The 19,287-nt window shown below is 69.5% G+C and carries 18 protein-coding genes; 8 read left to right on the top strand and 10 right to left on the bottom strand.

The window, feature by feature from the left end; genetic code table 11:
• Positions 1-3 precede the first annotated feature (3 nt).
• Positions 4-432 carry a DUF948 domain-containing protein gene (locus ACZ3H8_RS22960; protein WP_398991471.1) on the bottom strand — a complete coding sequence of 143 codons (429 nt, stop codon included), beginning with the start codon at positions 430-432 and terminating at the stop codon, positions 4-6.
• A 195-nt stretch (positions 433-627) separates the two neighbouring features.
• On the opposite strand from ACZ3H8_RS22960, the gene ACZ3H8_RS22955 reads away from it, so the two are divergent.
• Positions 628-1,008 carry a hypothetical protein gene (locus ACZ3H8_RS22955; RefSeq protein WP_467404615.1) on the top strand — a complete coding sequence of 127 codons (381 nt, stop codon included), beginning with the start codon at positions 628-630 and terminating at the stop codon, positions 1,006-1,008.
• A 22-nt stretch (positions 1,009-1,030) separates the two neighbouring features.
• On the opposite strand, the gene rpsD is transcribed toward ACZ3H8_RS22955, so the two are convergent.
• Complete coding sequence (rpsD, locus tag ACZ3H8_RS22950; protein WP_307664636.1) at positions 1,031-1,645, bottom strand: 30S ribosomal protein S4; 615 nt, start codon at positions 1,643-1,645, stop codon at positions 1,031-1,033.
• A gap of 188 nt (positions 1,646-1,833) precedes the next feature.
• On the opposite strand from rpsD, the gene ACZ3H8_RS22945 reads away from it, so the two are divergent.
• Positions 1,834-2,547: a DUF2470 domain-containing protein gene (locus ACZ3H8_RS22945; protein WP_467404611.1), complete on the top strand. Its 714-nt coding sequence runs from the start codon at positions 1,834-1,836 to the stop codon at positions 2,545-2,547.
• Between the two features lie 24 nt (positions 2,548-2,571).
• Here ACZ3H8_RS22945 and ACZ3H8_RS22940 read toward each other — a convergent pair whose 3' ends face one another.
• Positions 2,572-3,921, bottom strand: a complete 1,350-nt coding sequence (locus ACZ3H8_RS22940) for a replication-associated recombination protein A (RefSeq protein ID WP_467404608.1) — start codon at positions 3,919-3,921, stop codon at positions 2,572-2,574.
• Between the two features lie 45 nt (positions 3,922-3,966).
• Positions 3,967-4,599: a vitamin K epoxide reductase family protein gene (locus tag ACZ3H8_RS22935; protein ID WP_467404607.1), complete on the bottom strand. Its 633-nt coding sequence runs from the start codon at positions 4,597-4,599 to the stop codon at positions 3,967-3,969.
• Positions 4,600-4,736: 137 nt separating this feature from the next.
• Here ACZ3H8_RS22935 and ACZ3H8_RS22930 point away from each other — a divergent pair, with 137 nt between their 5' ends.
• Genes ACZ3H8_RS22930 through ACZ3H8_RS22915 form a run of 4 tightly spaced genes read left to right on the top strand, consistent with a single transcriptional unit; the run spans position 4,737 to position 8,297 of the window.
• Entirely contained in the window at positions 4,737-5,591 is an 855-nt protein-coding gene (locus ACZ3H8_RS22930; protein WP_467404605.1) for an ABC transporter ATP-binding protein, read from the top strand.
• Positions 5,588-6,436, top strand: coding sequence for an ABC transporter permease (locus tag ACZ3H8_RS22925; RefSeq protein WP_467404603.1), 849 nt, complete (start codon positions 5,588-5,590; stop codon positions 6,434-6,436). The genes ACZ3H8_RS22930 and ACZ3H8_RS22925 overlap by 4 nt, the downstream gene beginning before the upstream one ends.
• Positions 6,394-7,680: a sensor histidine kinase gene (locus tag ACZ3H8_RS22920; protein WP_467404600.1), complete on the top strand. Its 1,287-nt coding sequence runs from the start codon at positions 6,394-6,396 to the stop codon at positions 7,678-7,680. The genes ACZ3H8_RS22925 and ACZ3H8_RS22920 overlap by 43 nt, the downstream gene beginning before the upstream one ends.
• Positions 7,677-8,297, top strand: a complete 621-nt coding sequence (locus ACZ3H8_RS22915; RefSeq protein ID WP_356234557.1) for a response regulator transcription factor — start codon at positions 7,677-7,679, stop codon at positions 8,295-8,297. The genes ACZ3H8_RS22920 and ACZ3H8_RS22915 overlap by 4 nt, the downstream gene beginning before the upstream one ends.
• A gap of 208 nt (positions 8,298-8,505) precedes the next feature.
• Here ACZ3H8_RS22915 and hisS read toward each other — a convergent pair whose 3' ends face one another.
• Together hisS and ACZ3H8_RS22905 are read right to left on the bottom strand one after the other, a co-directional pair.
• Positions 8,506-9,768, bottom strand: coding sequence for a histidine--tRNA ligase (gene hisS, locus ACZ3H8_RS22910; protein ID WP_467404597.1), 1,263 nt, complete (start codon positions 9,766-9,768; stop codon positions 8,506-8,508).
• Positions 9,769-9,780: 12 nt separating this feature from the next.
• On the bottom strand, positions 9,781-10,488 hold the full coding sequence (locus ACZ3H8_RS22905; protein WP_467404594.1) for an MBL fold metallo-hydrolase: 708 nt from the start codon (positions 10,486-10,488) through the stop codon (positions 9,781-9,783).
• Positions 10,489-10,631: 143 nt separating this feature from the next.
• Between ACZ3H8_RS22905 and ACZ3H8_RS22900 the strand changes: the two genes are divergently transcribed.
• Together ACZ3H8_RS22900 and ACZ3H8_RS22895 are read left to right on the top strand one after the other, a co-directional pair.
• The gene (locus ACZ3H8_RS22900; RefSeq protein WP_467404592.1) at positions 10,632-11,423 is read left to right on the top strand and encodes a peptidylprolyl isomerase; all 792 of its coding nucleotides are present in this window, start codon (positions 10,632-10,634) and stop codon (positions 11,421-11,423) included.
• A gap of 175 nt (positions 11,424-11,598) precedes the next feature.
• Positions 11,599-12,828, top strand: a complete 1,230-nt coding sequence (locus tag ACZ3H8_RS22895; RefSeq protein ID WP_467404590.1) for a DUF349 domain-containing protein — start codon at positions 11,599-11,601, stop codon at positions 12,826-12,828.
• Positions 12,829-12,910: 82 nt separating this feature from the next.
• Here the strand turns inward: ACZ3H8_RS22895 and ACZ3H8_RS22890 are convergent, their stop codons facing one another.
• From ACZ3H8_RS22890 to secD, 4 genes are all read right to left on the bottom strand, one after another.
• On the bottom strand, positions 12,911-15,511 hold the full coding sequence (locus ACZ3H8_RS22890) for a RelA/SpoT family protein (protein ID WP_467404588.1): 2,601 nt from the start codon (positions 15,509-15,511) through the stop codon (positions 12,911-12,913).
• Between the two features lie 260 nt (positions 15,512-15,771).
• Entirely contained in the window at positions 15,772-16,314 is a 543-nt protein-coding gene (locus tag ACZ3H8_RS22885; RefSeq protein WP_398991454.1) for an adenine phosphoribosyltransferase, read from the bottom strand.
• Positions 16,311-17,408, bottom strand: coding sequence for a protein translocase subunit SecF (secF, locus tag ACZ3H8_RS22880; protein WP_467404585.1), 1,098 nt, complete (start codon positions 17,406-17,408; stop codon positions 16,311-16,313). The genes ACZ3H8_RS22885 and secF overlap by 4 nt, the downstream gene beginning before the upstream one ends.
• A gap of 1 nt (position 17,409) precedes the next feature.
• The gene (secD, locus tag ACZ3H8_RS22875) at positions 17,410-19,167 is read right to left on the bottom strand and encodes a protein translocase subunit SecD (protein WP_467404582.1); all 1,758 of its coding nucleotides are present in this window, start codon (positions 19,165-19,167) and stop codon (positions 17,410-17,412) included.
• Between the last annotated feature and the right edge of the window lie 120 nt (positions 19,168-19,287).

Genomic DNA, 19,287 nt, shown 5'->3' with positions numbered 1-19,287 from the left:
GCCTCAGCCTTTCCGCTTCTTGCGTCGGGGAGCCGGCACCGTGCGGCCGACGACCACCGTGCGACGGGACGGCGCGGGCGCGTCCTCGCTTTTGCGGCTCATGGCCCGGCGTACGCCATAGCCGAAGGCGGCGACCTTGACCAGTGGGCCGCCGAAGGTCGAGGCGACCGTCGTGGAGAGGGCGGAGGCGTTGGAGGTGACCTCCTGGACGTCCGTCGCGATGGCGTCGACCCGGTCGAGCTGGGTCTGTGCGGAGCGCACCGTCGCGGAGGCGTCGGCAAGCAGCGGCACTGCCTGCTCGGTGACCTCCGCCACGAGTTTGGTGGTCGCCCTGAGCGTCTGTGCCAACCTCACCAGCACCACGGCGAGGAAGGAGACCAAGATCGCCCAGAACACGGCCACCAGGATCCCGGCAACCTCTCCACCGGTCACTCTGCACCGCTCTCTGCTCGTCGATGGATACGTCGAAAATCGTCCTCCGACCCTATCGCGCCCAGGGTCGCACCCCATACCGCATTAGGGCCGGGGACGACGGGAGTTACGCAAGGCGATTGTACGGAGTGCTTACGAGTAGGCACGCTGCGTGTCTCATGCGAAGCGGTCATCGCTGCAGAGCTGAACCGGTTCGTGGGCAGGGCCGAAGAACTGGCGAGCTCGGCCGCCTTCTCGACGACTCCCGTCTGGTCACCGTCGCCGGAGCGGGCGGCGTCGGCAGATCTCGGTGTGTGGGAACGCGGTCGGCATGCCGCTCTTCGGCTCCGGCTACTTCAGCGCCCCGCGCGCCTGTGCGAGCAGCAGGCGGGCGAAGTACTGGGGGCCGAGCGCTATGCGGCATGTGCACGGGAGGGGCGCGAGCTCTCCCTCGACGCGGCGGTGAGACGCGCGCCTGCCACGCAGGACCGGCCGAGTCCGCAGCCGGGACGGCAGCGCTCGGTCCGCCCGGCGGCCCTGGAAACGCGAGAGCCCGCCGACTCCCCCACCGGTAAGGGCGGGGAAGCGGCGGGCTGAAGCGCTGTGAGCTACGCCTTGATCAGCGGGCGTAGTACTCGACGACCAGCTGCTCGTCGCAGATGACCGGAACTTCCTTGCGGTTCGGGTCGCGGTCCAGGCGGAACGCCAGGGCCTTCAGGTTGACCTGCAGGTAGCGCGGGGTCTCGCCGTCGGCGGCGAAGCCACCCTCACGCGCGACCTGGAAGAGAGCCTTCTCGCGGGAGCGCTCGCGGACCATCACGACGTCGTCGGGACGGACGCGGAAGGACGGCTTGTCGACCTTGCCGCCGTTGACCTCGATGTGGCCGTGGACGACCATCTGACGGGCCTGGTAGATGGTGCGGGCGATGCCCGAACGCAGGACCAGGGCGTCGAGACGGCGCTCGAGCTCGACGACCAGCGCCTCGCCCGTCTTGCCCTCGGCCTTCTTGGCGCGGTCGTAGGCGCGCGCCATCTGGCGCTCGCTGATGTCGTACTGCGCGCGCAGGCGCTGCTTCTCGAGCAGACGGACCTTGTAGTCCGAGTTCTGCTTGCGGCCACGGCCGTGCTCGCCCGGCGGGTAGGGGCGGGCTTCGAAGTACTTGACGGCCTTCGGCGTCAGTGCGATACCGAGCGCACGAGACTTCTTGACCTTGGGACGCGACTGGTTAGGCACGTTCTCCAGACCTCCGTTGTAGGTTAGGTTAGGCTCACCTTACTCAAGGAGATCGCATGTCTCGCCCTGGGAACACCAAGCGCATCACGGACAGCACAAAGAACGTCGACGCTGCACAGAGCATCGAGGCGACGGAGGTCCGATCAGCTCATGGTCAGCCGCGTCCCAGCGGGCTTGAAATCACTCGGATGCCGTCAGCAGCCGAGCGCACACGAACTCTCGTACAGAGTACATCCTCCGCGGTACTGCTCATCCCGGGGGTGGAGGCGGCACGTCCCGAGCAGCTGACACCGCAGGCCCGGGACGTGGGTCCGGACGGAGAGGTGTTCCTGCTCTTCCCCGCGGACTCACCGGCCGTACGCGCCGCCACGCACGCGCAGGACGACGAGCTGTCCGCTGTGCTGGAGATCACCGATGTCGCGCCGGTCTCTGTGCCCAATCGTATCCGCGGCCGCGCCTGGGTCTCCGGCTGGCTGACCTGCGTGCCCGGCCTGGCCGAGCCCGGCCGGATGATGGTGCGCCTCGAGGTCGGCGAGGCATGTGTGGACGATCTGTGGGGCGCCGACGAGGTCGAGCCGGAGGAGTTCGCGCGGGCGTCCGTCGACCCTCTCGTCGCGCACGAGACGGAGCTGCTGCAGCATCTGGACTCCGTGCACAGCGACCAGGTGCGGGGGCTGTGCGGACTGCTCGGCGAGAGGGCGGACGAGGCGTACGCGAAGGATCGGCGGGCGGTGCCGCTGGCGCTGGACCGGTTCGGGCTGCGGGTGCGGTTCGTCGGCGAGCGGTGCTTCGACGCGCGCTTTGACTTCCCCACGCCGGTGCGCGACATCACCGGACTGCGCCGGGCCATGCACACGCTCTTCGAGGCCGCCTCCCACACATCCGGCCCGTCCGGCGATTGAGGAGGACCGGCGTCCGGGGCCGAGCTACTCTCCGCGCAGCCGCTCACGGACCTTCTCGACCACATCGGCGTACCGCGCCTCGGCGCCATAGCGCGTGGGCTCGTAGTAGTGCTTGCCGTGCACCGCGTCGGGGGCGTACTGCTGGGCGGCGATCGCACCGGGCACGTCGTGGGGATAGACGTACCCCTGGGCGTGACCGAGCTTGGCCGCGCCCTTGTAGTGGCCGTCGCGCAGGTGCGGCGGGACGGGGCCTGCCAGCCCGGCCCGCACATCGGCGAGCGCCGCGCCTATCGCTGTGGTCGCGGCGTTCGACTTGGGCGCGAGCGCGAGCGCGATGGTGGCGTGGCTGAGGGTGAGCGCGGCCTCGGGGAAGCCGATCATGGCCACGGCCTGGGCGGCGGCGACCGCGGTGGGCAGCGCCGTCGGGTCGGCGAGGCCGATGTCCTCGCTCGCCGAGATCATCAGCCGGCGCGCGATGAACCGCGGGTCCTCCCCCGCCTCGATCATGCGGGCCAGATAGTGCAGCGCGGCGTCCACGTCGGAGCCGCGGATGGACTTGATCAGGGCGCTCGCCACGTCGTAGTGCTGATCGCCGTCGCGGTCGTACTTCACCGCCGCGCGGTCGACGGTCTCCTCCAGGGTCTGGAGGCTGATCTCCTTCTCGCTCTTGTCCATCGCGGCTCCCGCGGCCGCCTCCAGGGCGGTCAGCGCCCGGCGGGCGTCGCCTCCCGCGATCCGCAGCAGATGCGCCTCGGAGTCCTCGGGGAGGGTGACGGCGCCGCCGAGGCCCCGCTCCTCGGTGAGCGCCCGGCGGAGCAGTCCGCTCAGGTCCTCGTCGGTCAGCGACTCCAGCGTGAGCAGCAGGGAGCGCGAGAGGAGTGGGGAGATGATCGAGAAGTACGGATTCTCGGTGGTGGCGGCGATCAGCGTCACCCAGCGGTTCTCCACGGCGGGCAGCAGCGAGTCCTGCTGGGCCTTGGAGAAGCGGTGGATCTCGTCGAGGAAGAGGACGGTCTCCTTGCCGAAGCCGCCCGCGGCCCGGCGGGCGCCGTCGATGACCGCCCGGACCTCCTTGACGCCCGCGGTGATCGCGGAGAGCTCCACGAAGCGTTTGTTGGTCGCTTTGGAGACGACGTACGCGAGGGTCGTCTTGCCGATGCCGGGCGGGCCCCAGAGGATCATCGAGGAGGGTCCGGCGGGGCCGCCGCCGCCCTCGCCGACGAGTCGGCGAAGCGGCGATCCGGGCTTCAGCAGATGCTGCTGGCCGACGACTTCATTGAGGGTGCGCGGGCGCATCCGGACGGCCAGGGGGCTGGCGGACGGGTCCTTCTCCTGGCGTTCTTCCGCGGCGGCGGTAAAGAGGTCGGGCTCCACGTCATGAAGCCTAAGTCAGAGCACTGACAACGCCCTCGGGGCCCGTCAGCCGGTCCAGAAGTCCCACCAGCGGGTCAGGATGAGCATCCCGATGATGCCGGTCCACAGCACCGGCGGCATCCAGTGGAACTCCAGCAGCCCCTTGCGCAGGCCTTCGGGGACCTTGATGATCCGGTGCTTGATGTTGTGCAGGGTGACGTAGCAGAACATCACGATGGTGGCGACCCAGGCCAGCGAGCACCACAGGCACAGCGCGTTGATGCTGTACAGCGACTGGTACTGGAGCCAGGTGCAGAAGCCGACGCCGAAGAGGGTGCCGGCGTTGAGGCCGAGCCAGTACCAGCGCCGGTAACGCGCACCCGCGAGAAGCGCGACACCGATGGCGATCACCATCGCGTACGTGACAAGCCCGAGCATCGGATTCGGGAACCCGAACGCCGACGCCTGCTCGCTCTTCATGATGTTCCCGCAGGACACCACCGGATTCAGACTGCACCCCGGCGTGAAGGACGGGTCCTCAAGCAGCTTGAACTTGTCGATCGTGATGACCCACGAAGCCAGCAGCCCGGCCGCACCCGTGATCACCAGAAGCCACGCGAGGCCACGACTGCCGCCGATCGTGCCCTTGGAGCCGTTGTCGCGCTCGGAGGAGACGTCGTCCACTGCTGCAGTCGTCATATCGCCGTTCCATCGCTCAGTAGCCTGCTGTGGCACGGTCATTCTGCCGCACCCGCACCCGTGTCCACCGTTCGATGGACATAAGGATGTACGGACGGTCGTCCCGCTGGACTCAGCCCGCAAGCAGGCTGACGACCATGACAGAACTCGCGGTGAACGTACGCGGACTTCGCAAGCGGTACGGCGAAGTGACGGCGGTGGACGATCTCGACCTGGGCATCCGCCGGGGAGAGGTCTTCGGCATTCTCGGCCCCAACGGAGCGGGCAAGAGCACGACAGTGGAGATCCTTCAGGGGCATCGCACCCGGGACGCGGGCGAAGTGACCGTCCTGGGAGCGGATCCCGCGACCGGAAACCGCCTCTGGCGGTCCCGGATCGGCATCGTCTGGCAGGACGAATCCGCGCCCGCGGAGTTGACGGTGCAGGAGATGGTGTCCCATTTCTCCCGCTACTACCCGAATCCGCGTGATCCCGAAGAGGTCATCGCGCTGGTGGGTCTGGAGAAGAAGGCGACGAGCCGGATCAAGGCGCTCTCCGGCGGGCAGCGGCGCCGGCTGGACGTGGCGCTCGGTGTGATCGGCGGCCCCGAACTGCTGCTGCTCGACGAGCCGACGACCGGCTTCGACCCGGCCGCCCGCCGCCAGTTCTGGGAGCTGATCCGCAATCTCGCGGACGAAGGCACCACGATCGTCCTCACCACGCACTACCTGGAGGAGGCAGAGGTCCTCTCCGACCGGCTCGCGGTGATCGCGGCGGGCAAGGTGGTGGCCGGGGGCACCCCTGCCGGTCTGCGCGAGGAGTACGGGACACACGCCACGGTGGCGTGGACAGAGCCGGACGGCTCGCCCCGCAGCGAGCGGACGGCGACCCCGACCCGTACCGTCGCCGAACTCATCCACCGTTTCGACGGCGAGATCCCGGGGCTGCTGATCACCCGGCCCACCCTTGAGGACGTCTATCTGCGGCTCACCGGACAGGAGGCGGCGAAATGACCACGGTCACGGACCGGCACAGCGACGTACGCGGTGCATCGGCGCAGCTTCCGGGCGCCTGGCGGCTGGGTCTGCTGCGCGGCGGCCTCGAGGTGCGGGCGTTCTTCCGCCGGCGCGAACAGGCCATTTTCACGTTCGCGTTCCCCATCGTGTTCCTCTTCCTCTTCGCGTCGATCTTCAGCGACGACGTGGAGGGCGCGGGCATCACCGCGTCACAGCTCTATGTGCCGGCGATGATCGCGGCGGGCATCATGTCGACGAGTTTCCAGTCGCTGGGCATCTCCATCGCGATCGAGCGGGACGAGAAGCAGTTGCGGCGGCTGCGCGGCACTCCGATGCCGCCCGCCGCGTACTTCCTCGGCAAGGTGTGGCTGGTGCTGGTCACCGGCCTGCTGGAGACGGCGGCACTGCTGCTGGTGGGAGTGGTGTTCTACGATGTGGATCTCCCGGCCGGCGCCGGTGACTGGCTCACCTTCGGCTGGATATTCGTCCTCGGGCTCACCGGATGCGCGCTGCTCGGGATCGCGATCAGCAGTGTGCCGAAGTCCGGGCAGAGTGCCACCTCCGTCGTCGTACTGCCGTTCCTGGTGCTGCAGTTCATCTCCGGGGTGTACATCGCGATCGGCACCATCCCTGACTGGATGCTGAACATCGGCGCGCTGTTCCCGCTGAAGTGGATGTGCCAGGGCCTTCGCGGGGTGTTCCTGCCGGAGTCGGCCGCCGTGCTGGAACAGGCGGGCGGCTGGGAATACGGCCGAATCGCGCTGATACTGAGCGCCTGGTGCATCGGAGGACTGGTTCTGTGTCTGCTGACCTTCCGCTGGAAGAGCCGGCGCGACGGCTGAGCGAGCTGGACGGGTTGACTGAGTTGGGCGAGCGGGCCGGGGCGCGAGACGCACACGTGTGGGACCGCAGTTTCCTGCCCTGGGACCTGTACTTCGCGTTCGTGTGGACGGCGACGCTGATCTTCACGCTTGGCGCGCCGAGCTTCAGCGATCCCGTCCGTACGACAGCGGCCGCGCTCTTTGTGCTGCTCGCGCCCTGGTACGTGTGGGCCGGGCGCCCCGAACTGGTTGGGCAGGGCGAGGACGAGCGGCGCTCGACGCGCTACATCGCCGGGGCGGTGCTGCTCTTCCTGCCGCCCGCCATCCTGGTGGGTGAGATGCGGCTCGCGACCTTCGCCCTCGCCCCGCAGTGCTTCATGCTGCTTCGGATGCGGCCCGCTCTGACGGCGGTTGCGGTGATCAACATTGTCCCGGTGGCGGGGTGGGTCGCGCTCTGGCGGCCCGACGGCCCGTCCGTCTTCTTCAACTCCCTGTTCGCCGTGGTCACTCTGGTCTTCTCAGCGGTCTTCGGCAGCTGGATCATCCAGATCATCGAGCAGAGCAAGGAACGGGCCGCGCTGATCGCCGAGTTGGAGGCCAGCCGGGAGGAGATCGCGCGGCTCTCGGCCGAGCGGGGCCGGCTGGCCGAGCGGGAGCGGATGTCCCGGGAGATCCATGACACGCTCGCCCAGGGGTTCACCAGTCTGCTGATGCTGGTTCAGGTGGTCGACTTGGAGCTGGAGCGCGATCTGCCGCAGGCGCGCCGCCATCTGGATCTGATGGCCGGCACGGCCCGGCAGAACCTCGCCGAGGCGCGCGCCCTGGTCGCCGGCGGCGCACCCGTCGATCTGAACGGCAGCTCGCTGCCGGACGCGCTGCGCAGGCTGGCCGCGCGCCATGCCGCAGCCGCGTCCGTAGAGGTCACAGGCGCGGCACGGCCGCTGGCGCCGGGGATTGAGGTGGTGGCGCTGCGCACCTGCCAGGAGGCCCTCGCCAACGCCGCGAAGCACGCGGGCCCCAAGGCCGCGGTGGCCATCGCGCTCGCGTATGACGATGCCGCGCTGCACGTGTCGGTACGGGACACCGGCTGCGGCTTCGACGATTCCGTGTCGCGGCGGGGGTACGGGCTCAACGGGGTGCGGGCCCGCGCGGCGGAGGTGGGCGGCAGCGCGGAGGTGCGCAGCGCGCCCGGCCGCGGCACGACCGTCTCCGTACGGCTCCCACTGCCGCAGCCATCGCCGCAGCCCGACAGGAGCCGCACGTGATCCGCATTCTGCTCGCCGACGACCATCCCGTCGTACGGGAGGGCCTGCGCGGGATGCTCGGCGCAGAGCCCGATCTGACAGTCGTCGGCGAGGCGTCGAGCGGACCGCAGGCCGAGGCGCTCAGCGCCGAACTACGCCCGGACATCGTGCTGATGGACCTGCGGATGCCGGGCGGCGGAGGCGTCGAGTCGATCAACCGGATGCGGCTGGCGGGCCTGCCCTGCCGGGTGATCGTCCTGACGACGTACGAGACGGACACCGACATCCTGCGCGCTGTCGAGGCGGGCGCGGCGGGCTATCTGCTCAAGGATCTGGCCCGCGGGGAACTGGCCGACGCGGTACGGGCGGCGGCGCGCGGCGAGACCGTACTGGCCCCTTCGGTGGCCGCGCGCCTGGTCGACCAGCTGCGCAGCCACCCGGAGCGGCCGCGGCTGTCGGAGCGCGAGAAGGCGGTGCTGCGGCTGGTTGCGGAGGGGTGCACGAACGCGGAGATCGGGCGGCGGCTGTACATCGGCGAGTCGACGGTGAAGACGCATCTGCTGCGTGTCTTCGGAAAGCTGGGGGTGGACGACCGCACGGCGGCGGTGACGAGCGCGATGCGGGAGGGGTTGCTGTGACAGGGGGCGGGTCGCCTGCGGCGGGCCTGTTCCCCACCCGGCCCCTTCCCGAACTGGGGGCAAGCCCCCAGACCCCCGCACGCCCTTCGGGCGTTGTCCTCAATCTCCCCCAGACTTCGTCCGGGGGGGGACCCCCGACGGGCTGCATGTGCAGCCCCTCCGGCGATTGAGGAGCGGGGGTCCGGGGGCAGCGCCCCCGGAATGGACGTCAGGCCAGGCGGTCGCGGATCGCGGTCACCGCGTCCGCCAGCGCCACCGGCGACTGCTCGCCGGACTCCATGTCCTTGAGCTGGACGACGCCTTCGGCGAGGTCGCGCTCACCGGCGACGATCGCGTACCGCGCCCCCGAGCGGTTCGCGCTCTTCATCGCGCCCTTGAGGCCCTTCCCGCCGTAGCTGAAGTCGGCGGCGACCCCCGCCCGGCGCAGCTCGGTGACCACGCCGAACAGCACACGCCTCGCCTCCTCGCCCAGCGGCACCGCGAACACGCTTGTCGTGGCGGGGAGTTCGAGCTCGATGCCCTCCGCCTCCAGCGCCAGGACCGTGCGGTCCACGCCGAGCGCCCAGCCGACCGACGGCAGCGCCGGGCCGCCGATCATCTCGGAGAGGCCGTCGTAGCGGCCGCCGCCGCCCACCGCCGACTGCGAGCCGAGACCGTCGTGGACGAACTCGAAGGTGGTACGGGTGTAGTAGTCGAGGCCGCGCACCAGCTTCTCGTCGTCCTCGTACGCGACGCCCGCCGCGGTCAGCAGCTCACGAACTTCCTCGTGGTACGCCTTGCACGCGTCGCACAGGTAGTCGCGCAGCATCGGCGCGCCCGCCAGCTGCTTCTGGACCTCCGGGCGCTTGTCGTCGAGGACCCGCAGCGGGTTGATCTCGGTCCGGCGCCGGGTGTCGTCGTCCAGCTCGAGCCCGCGCAGAAAGCCCTGCAGCGCGTCCCGGTAGACAGGGCGGCACTCCTTGTCGCCCAGGGAGTTCAGCAGGATGCGGAACTGGCGCAGCCCGAGCGAGCGGTACGCCTGGTCGGCCAGGATGATCAGCTCGGCGTCGAGGGCGGGGTCCTCCGCGCCGATCGCCTCGGCGCCGACCTGCGAGAAGTGCCTGTAGCGGCCCTTCTGCGGACGCTCGTAGCGGTAGTACGAGCCCGAGTACCAGAGCTTGACCGGCAGATTGCCGGCCTTGTGGAGGTTGGCCTCCAGCGCCGCGCGGAGCACGGACGCGGTGCCTTCGGGGCGCAGCGCGAGCTTGTCGCCGCCCTTGGTCTCAAAGGCGTACATCTCCTTGGAGACGATGTCGGTGGACTCGCCGACGCCGCGCGAGAACAGCTCGACGTTCTCGAAGCCGGGCGTCTCGATGTAGCCGTAGCCGGAGTTCTTCAGCGGCGCGGAGATCGCATCGCGCACCGCCAGGTACTTCGCGGACGCCGGCGGGATCAGGTCGTACGTGCCCTTGGGGGCCTGAAAGGTGCTCACGGGAAACTCTCGTCACATTCCTCGTCGGGGAGCTTCGACGCTCCCGAGGCCGGCGGCCACATCGCGTAGATACGGATTGGCGGCGCGCTCGCGGCCGATGGTCGTCTGGGGGCCGTGGCCGGACAGCACCACGGTCGAGTCGTCGAGCGGCAGGCACACACGCGCCAGCGACTCGAGCATCTCGGCCATGTCGCCGCCGGGCAGGTCCGTGCGTCCGATGGAGCCGGCGAACAGCAGGTCGCCCGAGAAGAACACGGACGGCACGTCCGCGGACTCGGGCATCCGGAAGGTCACCGACCCCTTCGTATGGCCGGGCGCATGGGCGACCGAGAAGTCGAGACCGGCGAGGCGCAGCTCAACGCCGTCGGTCAGTTCCTTGACGTCGTCCGGCTCCCCCACGGTCAGCTCGCCCATCAGCGGCATCCCGATCGACCGGCCCAGCGACTTCTCCGGGTCGCTCATCATGTACCGGTCGGCGGGGTGGATCCACGCCGGTACGTCATGGGCTCCGCACACCGGAACGACGGAGGCGACGTGGTCGATGTGGCCATGGGTGAGGACGACGGCGACGGGCTTGAGCCGATGCTTCTTGAGCGCTTCCTCGACGCCTTCGGTGGCCTGGTGGCCCGGGTCGATAATCACGCACTCCTCGCCTGCGGCAGGGGCGACCAGGTAACAGTTGGTCCCCCAGGCCCCGGCGGGGAACCCGGCAATAAGCACGATCGTCCTCTGTGTGGTCGTCGAGAGGGAATTGCTGCATCGAATTGCAGCAGATCAGAGCCTACCGGCGCTGCTCGTCCCACAGCCAACCCGTATACGGTACGGGGCACACTCGGCCGTACGACGTACAAGGAGAAGACCCGGTGGTCAGCAGCGATCAGCGGCGGCGGCAGCTCGCCAGGGAGAAGTTCGAGCGCCAGCAGCAGCGTCGGCAGCAGTCACGTAAGAGGAAGCAGCGGAACACGATCATCGCGGCCGCGCTCGCCGTGGTGCTCGCCGCGGGCGCCGCGGCCTATGCCTCGGTCGGGCTGTCCGACGGGGACAAGGCCGACGGCTCGGCGGCGGGCGACAGCCAGTCCCCCAGCGCCACGCCGTCCCAGAGCGAGAGCACCGCGCCCGAGCCCGCCATGTCGATCGACAAGAAGGCGAAGTACTCGATGGCGCTGACGACGAACCACGGCGACATCAAGATCACGATGGACGCGGCGAAGACCCCGCGCACCGTGAACTCCTTCAAGTCTCTGGCGGACAAGGGCTTCTTCAACGGCACGAAGTGCCACCGGCTGACCACGCAGGGCATCTTCGTGCTGCAGTGCGGCGACCCGAAGGGCGACGGCACCGGCGGGCCCGGCTACACGATCCCCGACGAGAATCTGACCGCGCTGGGCAAGGCGGGCGCCGACGGCACCGTGACGTATCCGGCCGGGACCGTGGCGATGGCCAATACCGGTCAGCCGCACTCCGGCGGCAGCCAGTTCTTCCTCGTCTACAAGGCCACCAAGCTGCCGCCCAGCTACACGCCGTTCGGAACCATGGACGCGGCGGGCCTGAAGGTCGTCGAGGGCGTGGCTAAGGGCGGCGTCTCGGGCGGGGCGCAGGACGGGGCTCCGAAGAAGGCCGTCACCATTGAGAAGGCGGCCGTACCGAAGGTGTGAGCGGGGGAATTCGGCCGTGCTGAGTGCGGACAGCCGGGCAGCCGGTCGCCTAGATTGGCGTTGTGCAGCGCGGGCCTCGATTCGCGCTGTGGAAGGCGGGCGAGGCCCGTCCAGGAAACTGTGGACGATGCCCGGGGGGCGAACCCCCTCGCAGGCATCAGGTGGAGGAGGCGCTGTGAGCAGCGACCCGTGGGGCCGTGTCGATGAGACGGGCACCGTGTACGTGCGTACTGCCGATGGCGAGAAGGTCGTCGGATCGTGGCAGGCCGGTTCTCCCGAGGAGGCTCTGGCCTATTTCGAGCGCAAGTACGAGGGCTTGGTGGTCGAGATCGGCCTCCTCGAGCGGCGGGTGAAGACCACCGATCTCTCGGCCAAGGACGCCCAGACCGCCATCGACCATCTGCGCCAGCAGGTGGACGAGCATCACGCCGTGGGTGACCTCGACGCGCTGGGCAAGCGCCTCGACGCGCTTGTCGCGACGGTCGAGAAGCGCCGCGAGGAGCGCAAGGTCCAGAAGGCGAAGCAGAACGACGAGGCGCGGCACGCCAAGGAGGCCCTGGTCACCGAGGCCGAGGGCCTGGCCCAGAGCGAGCAGTGGCGCGCGGCCGGTGAGCGGCTGCGGGCGCTGGTGGACACCTGGAAGGGCCTTCCCCGGCTCGACCGGAAGTCCGACGACGAGCTGTGGCACCGCTTCTCGCACGCCCGCTCGGCGTTCTCCAAGCGCCGCAAGGCGCACTTCGCCTCGCTGGACGCGCAGCGCGAGGAGGCCCGTAAGGCCAAGGAGAAGCTGGTTGCCGAGGCCGAGTCGCTCTCCGGCTCCACCGACTGGGGCACGACGGCCGCCCGCTACCGCGAGCTGATGGCGGAGTGGAAGGCCGCGGGCCGTGCCCAGCGCGAGTCCGAGGACGATCTGTGGAACCGTTTCCGCGGTGCGCAGGACGTCTTCTTCGCCGCGCGCAGCGGCGTCTTCGCGGAGCGCGACGCCGAGCAGGGCGAGAACCTCAAGCTCAAGGAGGAGCTCGCCGCCGAGGCCGAGAAGCTGGTGCCGGTGACGGATCTGAAGGCGGCGCGTGCCGCCTTCCGTTCGATCAACGAGCGCTGGGAGGCCATCGGCCATGTGCCGCGGGACGCGCGTCCCAAGGTCGAGGGCCGGATGCATGCGGTGGAGCGGGCGCTGCAGGAGTCCGAGGAGAACGAGTGGCGCCGGACGAACCCGGAGGCGCGTGCGCGTGCCGAAGGTCTGACGGGCCAGCTGCAGGCGGCCGTGGACAAGCTGCGCGGGCAGATCGACGCGGCGCGCGCGGCGGGCAACAACACCAAGGCGGACAAGCTCGCCAAGGAGCTCGAGGGCCGGCAGGCGCTGCTCGATCAGGCGCTGAAGGGCCTTGAGGAGTTCGGCGGCTGACAGCCACGTGAAAGGGCCCCCTGTACGTCGCGTACAGGGGGCCCTTTCGTACGTCCGCTGCGGGCGGCGCGTCGTACGTCGGCTACGGGCGGCGCGCCGAGGTCACCCGGTACACGTCGTAGACGCCCTCCACGCCCCGTACCGCCTTCAGTACGTGCCCGAGGTGCTTCGGGTCGCCCATCTCGAAGGTGAAGCGCGAGGTGGCCACCCGGTCGCGGGAGGTCTGGACGGCCGCCGAGAGGATGTTGACGTGCTGGTCGGACAGCACGCGCGTGACGTCCGAGAGGAGCCTGGACCGGTCGAGCGCCTCGACCTGGATGGCGACCAGGAAGACCGAGGACTGGGTCGGCGCCCACTCGACGTCGAGGATGCGTTCCGGCTGCTGCGAGAGCGAGTCGACGTTCACGCAGTCCGCGCGGTGAACCGATACGCCACTGCCGCGCGTGACAAAGCCGATGATGGGGTCGCCGGGGACGGGCGTACAACAGCGGGCGAGCTTGACCCAGACGTCCTCGACGCCCTTGACGACCACGCCGGGGTCGGCGTTGGCACGCCGCTTGCGGCCGCGCGCGGGCGGTGCGCTCTCGGCGATGTCCTCGTTGGCCGCCTCCTCGCCGCCGAGGGCCTGCACCAGCTTCTGGACGACGCCCTGCGCGGCCACATGGCCCTCGCCGATCGCCGCGTACAGGGACGAGATGTCGGGGTAGCGCATTTCGTGCGCGAGCGTGACGAGCGAGTCGCCGGTGAGGATGCGCTGGATCGGCAGGTTCTGTTTGCGCATCGCCCGCGCGATGGCGTCCTTGCCCTGCTCGATCGCCTCGTCGCGGCGCTCCTTGGAGAACCAGGCGCGGATCTTGTTGCGTGCCCGGGGCGACTTGACGAAGCCCAGCCAGTCGCGCGAGGGGCCCGCGCCCTCGGCCTTGGAGGTGAAAACCTCCACCAGGTCGCCGTTGTCGAGGGTCGATTCGAGCGGTACGAGCCGCCCGTTGACCCGCGCCCCTATGGTCCGGTGGCCGACTTCCGTATGGACGGCGTACGCGAAGTCGACGGGCGTCGCGCCTGCCGGAAGCGCTATGACGTCGCCCTTCGGCGTGAAGACGAAGACCTCGTTGCGGGAGAGGTCGAAGCGCAGGGACTCCAGGAACTCGCTGGGGTCCTCGGTCTCCTTCTGCCAGTCCAGCAACTGGCGCAGCCACGCCATGTCATTGACGGCATCGTCCTTGCCGGCCCGCTTCGGCACGTCCGTACGCACCTTGGAGGCGCCGGCAGAGGGCTCCTGCTTGTACTTCCAGTGCGCTGCGATGCCGTACTCGGCGCGGCGGTGCATGTCGAAGGTGCGGATCTGCAGCTCGACGGGCTTGCCGTTGGGACCGATCACCGTGGTGTGCAGCGACTGGTACATGTTGAACTTGGGCATCGCGATGTAGTCCTTGAACCGGCCGGGGACCGGATTCCATCGCGCATGGACGGTGCCGAGCGCCGCGTAGCAGTCGCGGACGGTGTCGACGAGGACGCGGATGCCCACCAGGTCGTAGATCTCCGCGAAGTCGCGGCCGCGGACGATCATCTTCTGGTAGACGCTGTAGTAGTGCTTGGGCCGTCCGGTGACGGTGGCCTTGATACGGGCGGCGCGCAGATCGGACTGGACCTCGTCGGTCACTATGGCCAGATACTCGTCGCGCTTGGGCGCGCGCTCGGCGACGAGCCGCACGATCTCGTCGTACATCTTGGGGTAGAGGATCGCGAAGGCGAGGTCCTCCAGCTCCCACTTGATGGTGTTCATGCCCAGCCGGTGGGCCAGCGGCGCGTAGATCTCGAGGGTCTCGCGGGCCTTCTTCTCCTGCTTCTCCCGCTTGAGATAGCGCATGGTGCGCATGTTGTGCAGCCGGTCGGCGAGCTTGATGACCAGGACGCGCGGGTCCTTGGCCATGGCGACGACCATCTTGCGTACGGTCTCGGCCTGCGCGGCCTCGCCGAACTTGACCTTGTCCAGCTTGGTGACGCCGTCGACGAGGAGGGCGACCTGGTCGCCGAAGTCGCGGCGCAGGGTGTCCAGGCCGTACTCGGTGTCCTCGACGGTGTCGTGCAGCAGCCCGGCCATCAGGGTCGCCGGGTCCATGCCTAGCTCGGCGAGGATGGTGGTGACGGCGAGCGGGTGCGTGATGTACGGGTCACCGCTCTTGCGCTTCTGGCCGCGGTGCCAGCGTTCGGCGACCTGGTAGGCGCGCTCGATCTGGCGGAGCGTGGAGGTCTCGATCTTGGGGTCGTTGCTGCGCACTATCCGCAGCAGCGGCTCCAGGACGGGGTTGTACGGCGAGGAGCGCTGGACGCCGAGGCGGGCGAGGCGGGCGCGCACACGGTTCGACGAGCCGCCGGTCCTGGGCACGGCCGCGGGCGTGGGCCGGGGGGCGGGCGTGGGAGCAGGAGTAGGGGCGGGAGTGGGAGCGGAGACGGGGGCCGCACCGTTCGCACGCTCCGGGGCCGCACCGTTCGCACTCCCCCTGGGGGCACCTCCCAGCGGTAGCTGGGGGACCTCGGCCGGGGGGACCCCCGTCTCGCTACGCTCGGGCGCCGCCGGCTTCGGCTTCTCGGCCGGCCTCTTCTCGGGCGTGACAGGGGCTGCCGCGGCCTTTTCGGCCATCTGGTCGGGCTGCGCGGCGGCGCGGTGGGCCTCGTCTGGCAAGAGCGCTCCTCGTGCGGTTCCGGGTCCCCCGGTCAGGTCCGGAGAAGCCATGGTATCGACCTCGGCGTCCCGGTGCTCATGAGGCCGTGGGTCCGGACATGACAGGTGAGACACACGAGCCTCTTCTGACGCCCTCTCGTCACTGCGCGCGACCGTCCGATCGCAGCGGACGGGGCGCCGCGTGATCGCAGCCGGAGAGAACGATGGGCGCCCCCGGGAAGATTCCCCGGGGGCGCCCATCGGTACAACGACGCGTGGCGTCAGAGCGTGATCAGAGCCTCCAGCGGGGCCCCGCGCAGCGCCGGCTCCAGGCGCGCCCGGCCGCCGAGGAAGCCGAGCTCCATCAGGACCGCGACGCCCGCGACATCGGCTCCGGCGCGCCGGATCAGCTCCAGCGACGCCTCGGCGGTGCCTCCGGTGGCAAGCACATCGTCGATGACCATGATGCGGTCGCCCGCCCGCAGGTCCTCGGCGTGCACCTCGATCTCGGCTTGGCCGTACTCCAGCTCGTACGCCTGCGAGAGCGTCGCTCCGGGGAGCTTGCCCGCCTTGCGTACGGGAATGAAGCCGAGCCCGGCGCGGACGGCGACCGGAGCGCCCAGGATGAAGCCGCGCGCCTCCAGACCGACGATCTTCGTGGCCTCATGGCGCGCGCACAGCCCGGCGAGCACGTCGGTGAGGGCCCCGAAGGCCTCCGGGTCCGCGAGCAGGGGCGTGATGTCCTTGAACATCACCCCCGGCTTCGGATAGTCGGCGACGTCCCGGATACGGCTGAGCAGCAGCTCCTGCGTGCCGACCGTCATCGGCGCCTGCCCGAGGGGCGGCCGCGGCCGCGGCCACGCGGGGCCACGACGGCGCCGGCCGTCGCGGCGTCGTCCGGCACCACGTCCTGCGGCTGACCGGAGTCGTCCGCCGACTCGCCCTTCGCGGCGGCCGCCGCGCGCTTGGCGAGCACCCGCTTCCTCAGGGCCTTCATCTGCGGCTCGCGCTCCTTGAGGTCGGCGACGAGCGGAGTGGCGATGAAGATCGAGGAGTACGCACCGGCCGCCAGGCCGACGAACAGCGACAGCGAGATGTCGTTCAGCATGCCGGCGCCGAGGACACCGCCACCGATGAACAGCAGGCCCGCCACCGGCAGCAGCGCGACGACCGTGGTGTTGATGGAACGCACCAGGGTGCTGTTGATGCTGCGGTTGGCGACGTCGCTGTAGGTCCAGCGGGTCTGCTTGGTGATGTCCTTCGAGCCCTCCTTGAGGGAGTCGAAGACGACAACCGTGTCGTAGAGCGAGTAACCGAGGATCGTGAGCAGACCGATCACGGTGCCCGGCGTGACCTCGAAACCGACCAGCGCGTACACACCGACGGTGATCGTGATGTCGTGGATCAGGGCGATCAGGGCCGCGACCGCCATGCGCCACTCGAACGCGATCGCGAGATAGATCACGACGAGGAACATGAAGATCCCGAGGCCGGTCCATGCCTTGTTGGCGATCTGCTCGCCCCAGCTGGGTCCGACGAGCTCGGCGTTGATCTTCTCCGAGTCGACCTTGAGGCTCTCGGAGAGCTCGGTCTTGACCTTGTCGGCCTGCTGGGTGTCGAGCTCGCTGACCTGGATGCGCAGTCCGCCGTTGCCGAGCTTCTGGACGATCGCAGGGTGCCCGGAGGCCTCCTCCGCGGCGTTCTGTGCCTGGGAGACCGAGGCACTCGTCTTCGGGGTGTTGAAGACGGCACCGCCCTTGAACTCGATGCCCATGTTCAGGCCTTGCACCGCCAGGCCGAGGATGGCGGTGATGGTGATCAGGATCGAGAGGCCGTACCAGATCTTCCGCTTGCCGATGAAGTCGTAGCCGACCTCACCGCGGTAGAGCCGGGCGCCGAGATTGCCGAGTCGCGACATCTCACGCCTCCTTCGGGTCGGTGGGGGCGGAGGCGCGGCGGGAGCGGCGCAGCGGGGGCTTGGCACCGAGCCGCTTCGGGTCCAGTCCGGACCACGGGTGGCCGTTCGCAAAGAACCTCTTGCGGGCGAGGAGCGTCATCACCGGCTTGGTGAAGAGGAACACCACGACGACATCGAGCAGGGTGGTCAGACCCAGCGTGAACGCGAAGCCCTGGACCTTGCCGACGGTGACGATGAACAGCACCGCGGCGGCCAGGAACGACACGAAGTCGGAGACCAGGATGGTGCGCCGGGCGCGCGGCCAGGCACGCTCGACGGCGGGCCGCAGCGTACGGCCCTCGCGGATCTCGTCCCGGATGCGTTCGAAGTACACGATGAACGAGTCCGCTGTGATGCCGATCGCGACGATCGCACCGCAGACCGCCGGCAGGTTCAGCGCGAAGCCGATGGCCGGGCCGAGCAGCGCCATGATCGTGTACGTCAGGATCGCGGAGACCATGAGGCTGAGGATCGCGATCAGGGCCAGGCCGCGGTAGTACGCCACCAGGTAGATGATGACCAGCGCGAGGCCGATCGCACCGGCGATCAGACCCGCCTTGAGCTGCTCGCCGCCGAGCGCGGCCGTGACGGTGGTGACGCTCTGCTCCTCGAAGGAGAGCGGGAGCGCGCCGTACGACAGGATGTTGCCCAGGTCCTGCGCGGACTCCTGGGTGAAGTTTCCGGAGATCTCGGCGTTGGCGCTCAGCGCTGTGCGCACCGAGGGCGCTGAGACCACTTCGCCGTCGAGGACGATGGCGAACTGGTTCATCGGCGCCTGCTGCTGCGAGAGCCTGCTGGTGATCTTCTGGAACTTCTTGGCACCGCTGCTGGTGAAGTCCATCGTGACGATCCACATGCCACGCTGCTGGTCCAGCTGGCCCTTGGCGTCGTCGACGTCCTTGCCGTCGACCTCGGCCGGACCGAGGAGGTACTTCTCCCACTGGCCGTCCGAGTTCTGGCCGCAGCCGAGGGTCGGCTGGCTGGGCTTGACGTTCTCACCGACCTCGACGCGGGCCTTCTTGTTCGTGCAGTCGAGGGCCAGGAACGCCTTCTGCAGCTTGTCGGCGGCCGCCGTGTCGCCGGAGGGGGGCGGCTTCGGGGTCTCGGAGGACTTCGGCTTGCCCGACCCGGAGGCGGTCGGCGTGGGTGTCGGTGCCTTCAGGGCGTCGGTCACCGCGCGGCCCTGCGCGGTCGCAGTCGGCGAAGGGGTGCCGGACGGCGGGTCGGCCGTCTGCTTGCCGTCCTTGGCCTTGTCCTTGGCCTTGTCCGATGCCGAGGGGCTCGGGGAGGGCTGCGGAGAGGTGGGGCCGCCGGGGGCGACGGTCAGCACGGGCCGGAAGAAGAGCTGGGCGGTGGTGCCGACCTGCTCGCGGGCCTGCTGGGAATTCGTCCCCTTGGGGATGTTGACGATGATGTTGTCATCGCCCTGAGTCTGGACCTCGGCCTCGGAGACGCCCAGACCATTGACGCGGCGCTCGATGATGCCGACCGCGGTGTTCATGTTGGTCTCGTTGACGCCGTTCACTTGGCCGGGCTGGTTCTTCGCCTTGAGCGTGATGGTCGTACCGCCCGCCAGGTCGATGCCCAGACGCGGCTTGAGCTGACCCGCCCAGAACATCCCGCCCGTGAGCGCGACCATGGCGATCAGAATCAGTACCAGGGTGCGCCCCGGCCTGCTCTGAGCCCCCGCGGGCCGTCGGCCCCTATTCGGTGCTGCCACCTTCTCGTTTCTCCCTGTCCAACCGCCCCGCGCCGGGTGTGCGCCGAAGCGGCCACGAAGTGTTGTGGGGACCTGCCCCCGCAGAAATCAACACGACCGAGGGACCGCCGGGGCGCCGGT

This window comes from Streptomyces sp. NPDC002868 (assembly GCF_055563295.1).
This window is presented reverse-complemented; position numbering and strand designations above follow the sequence as displayed.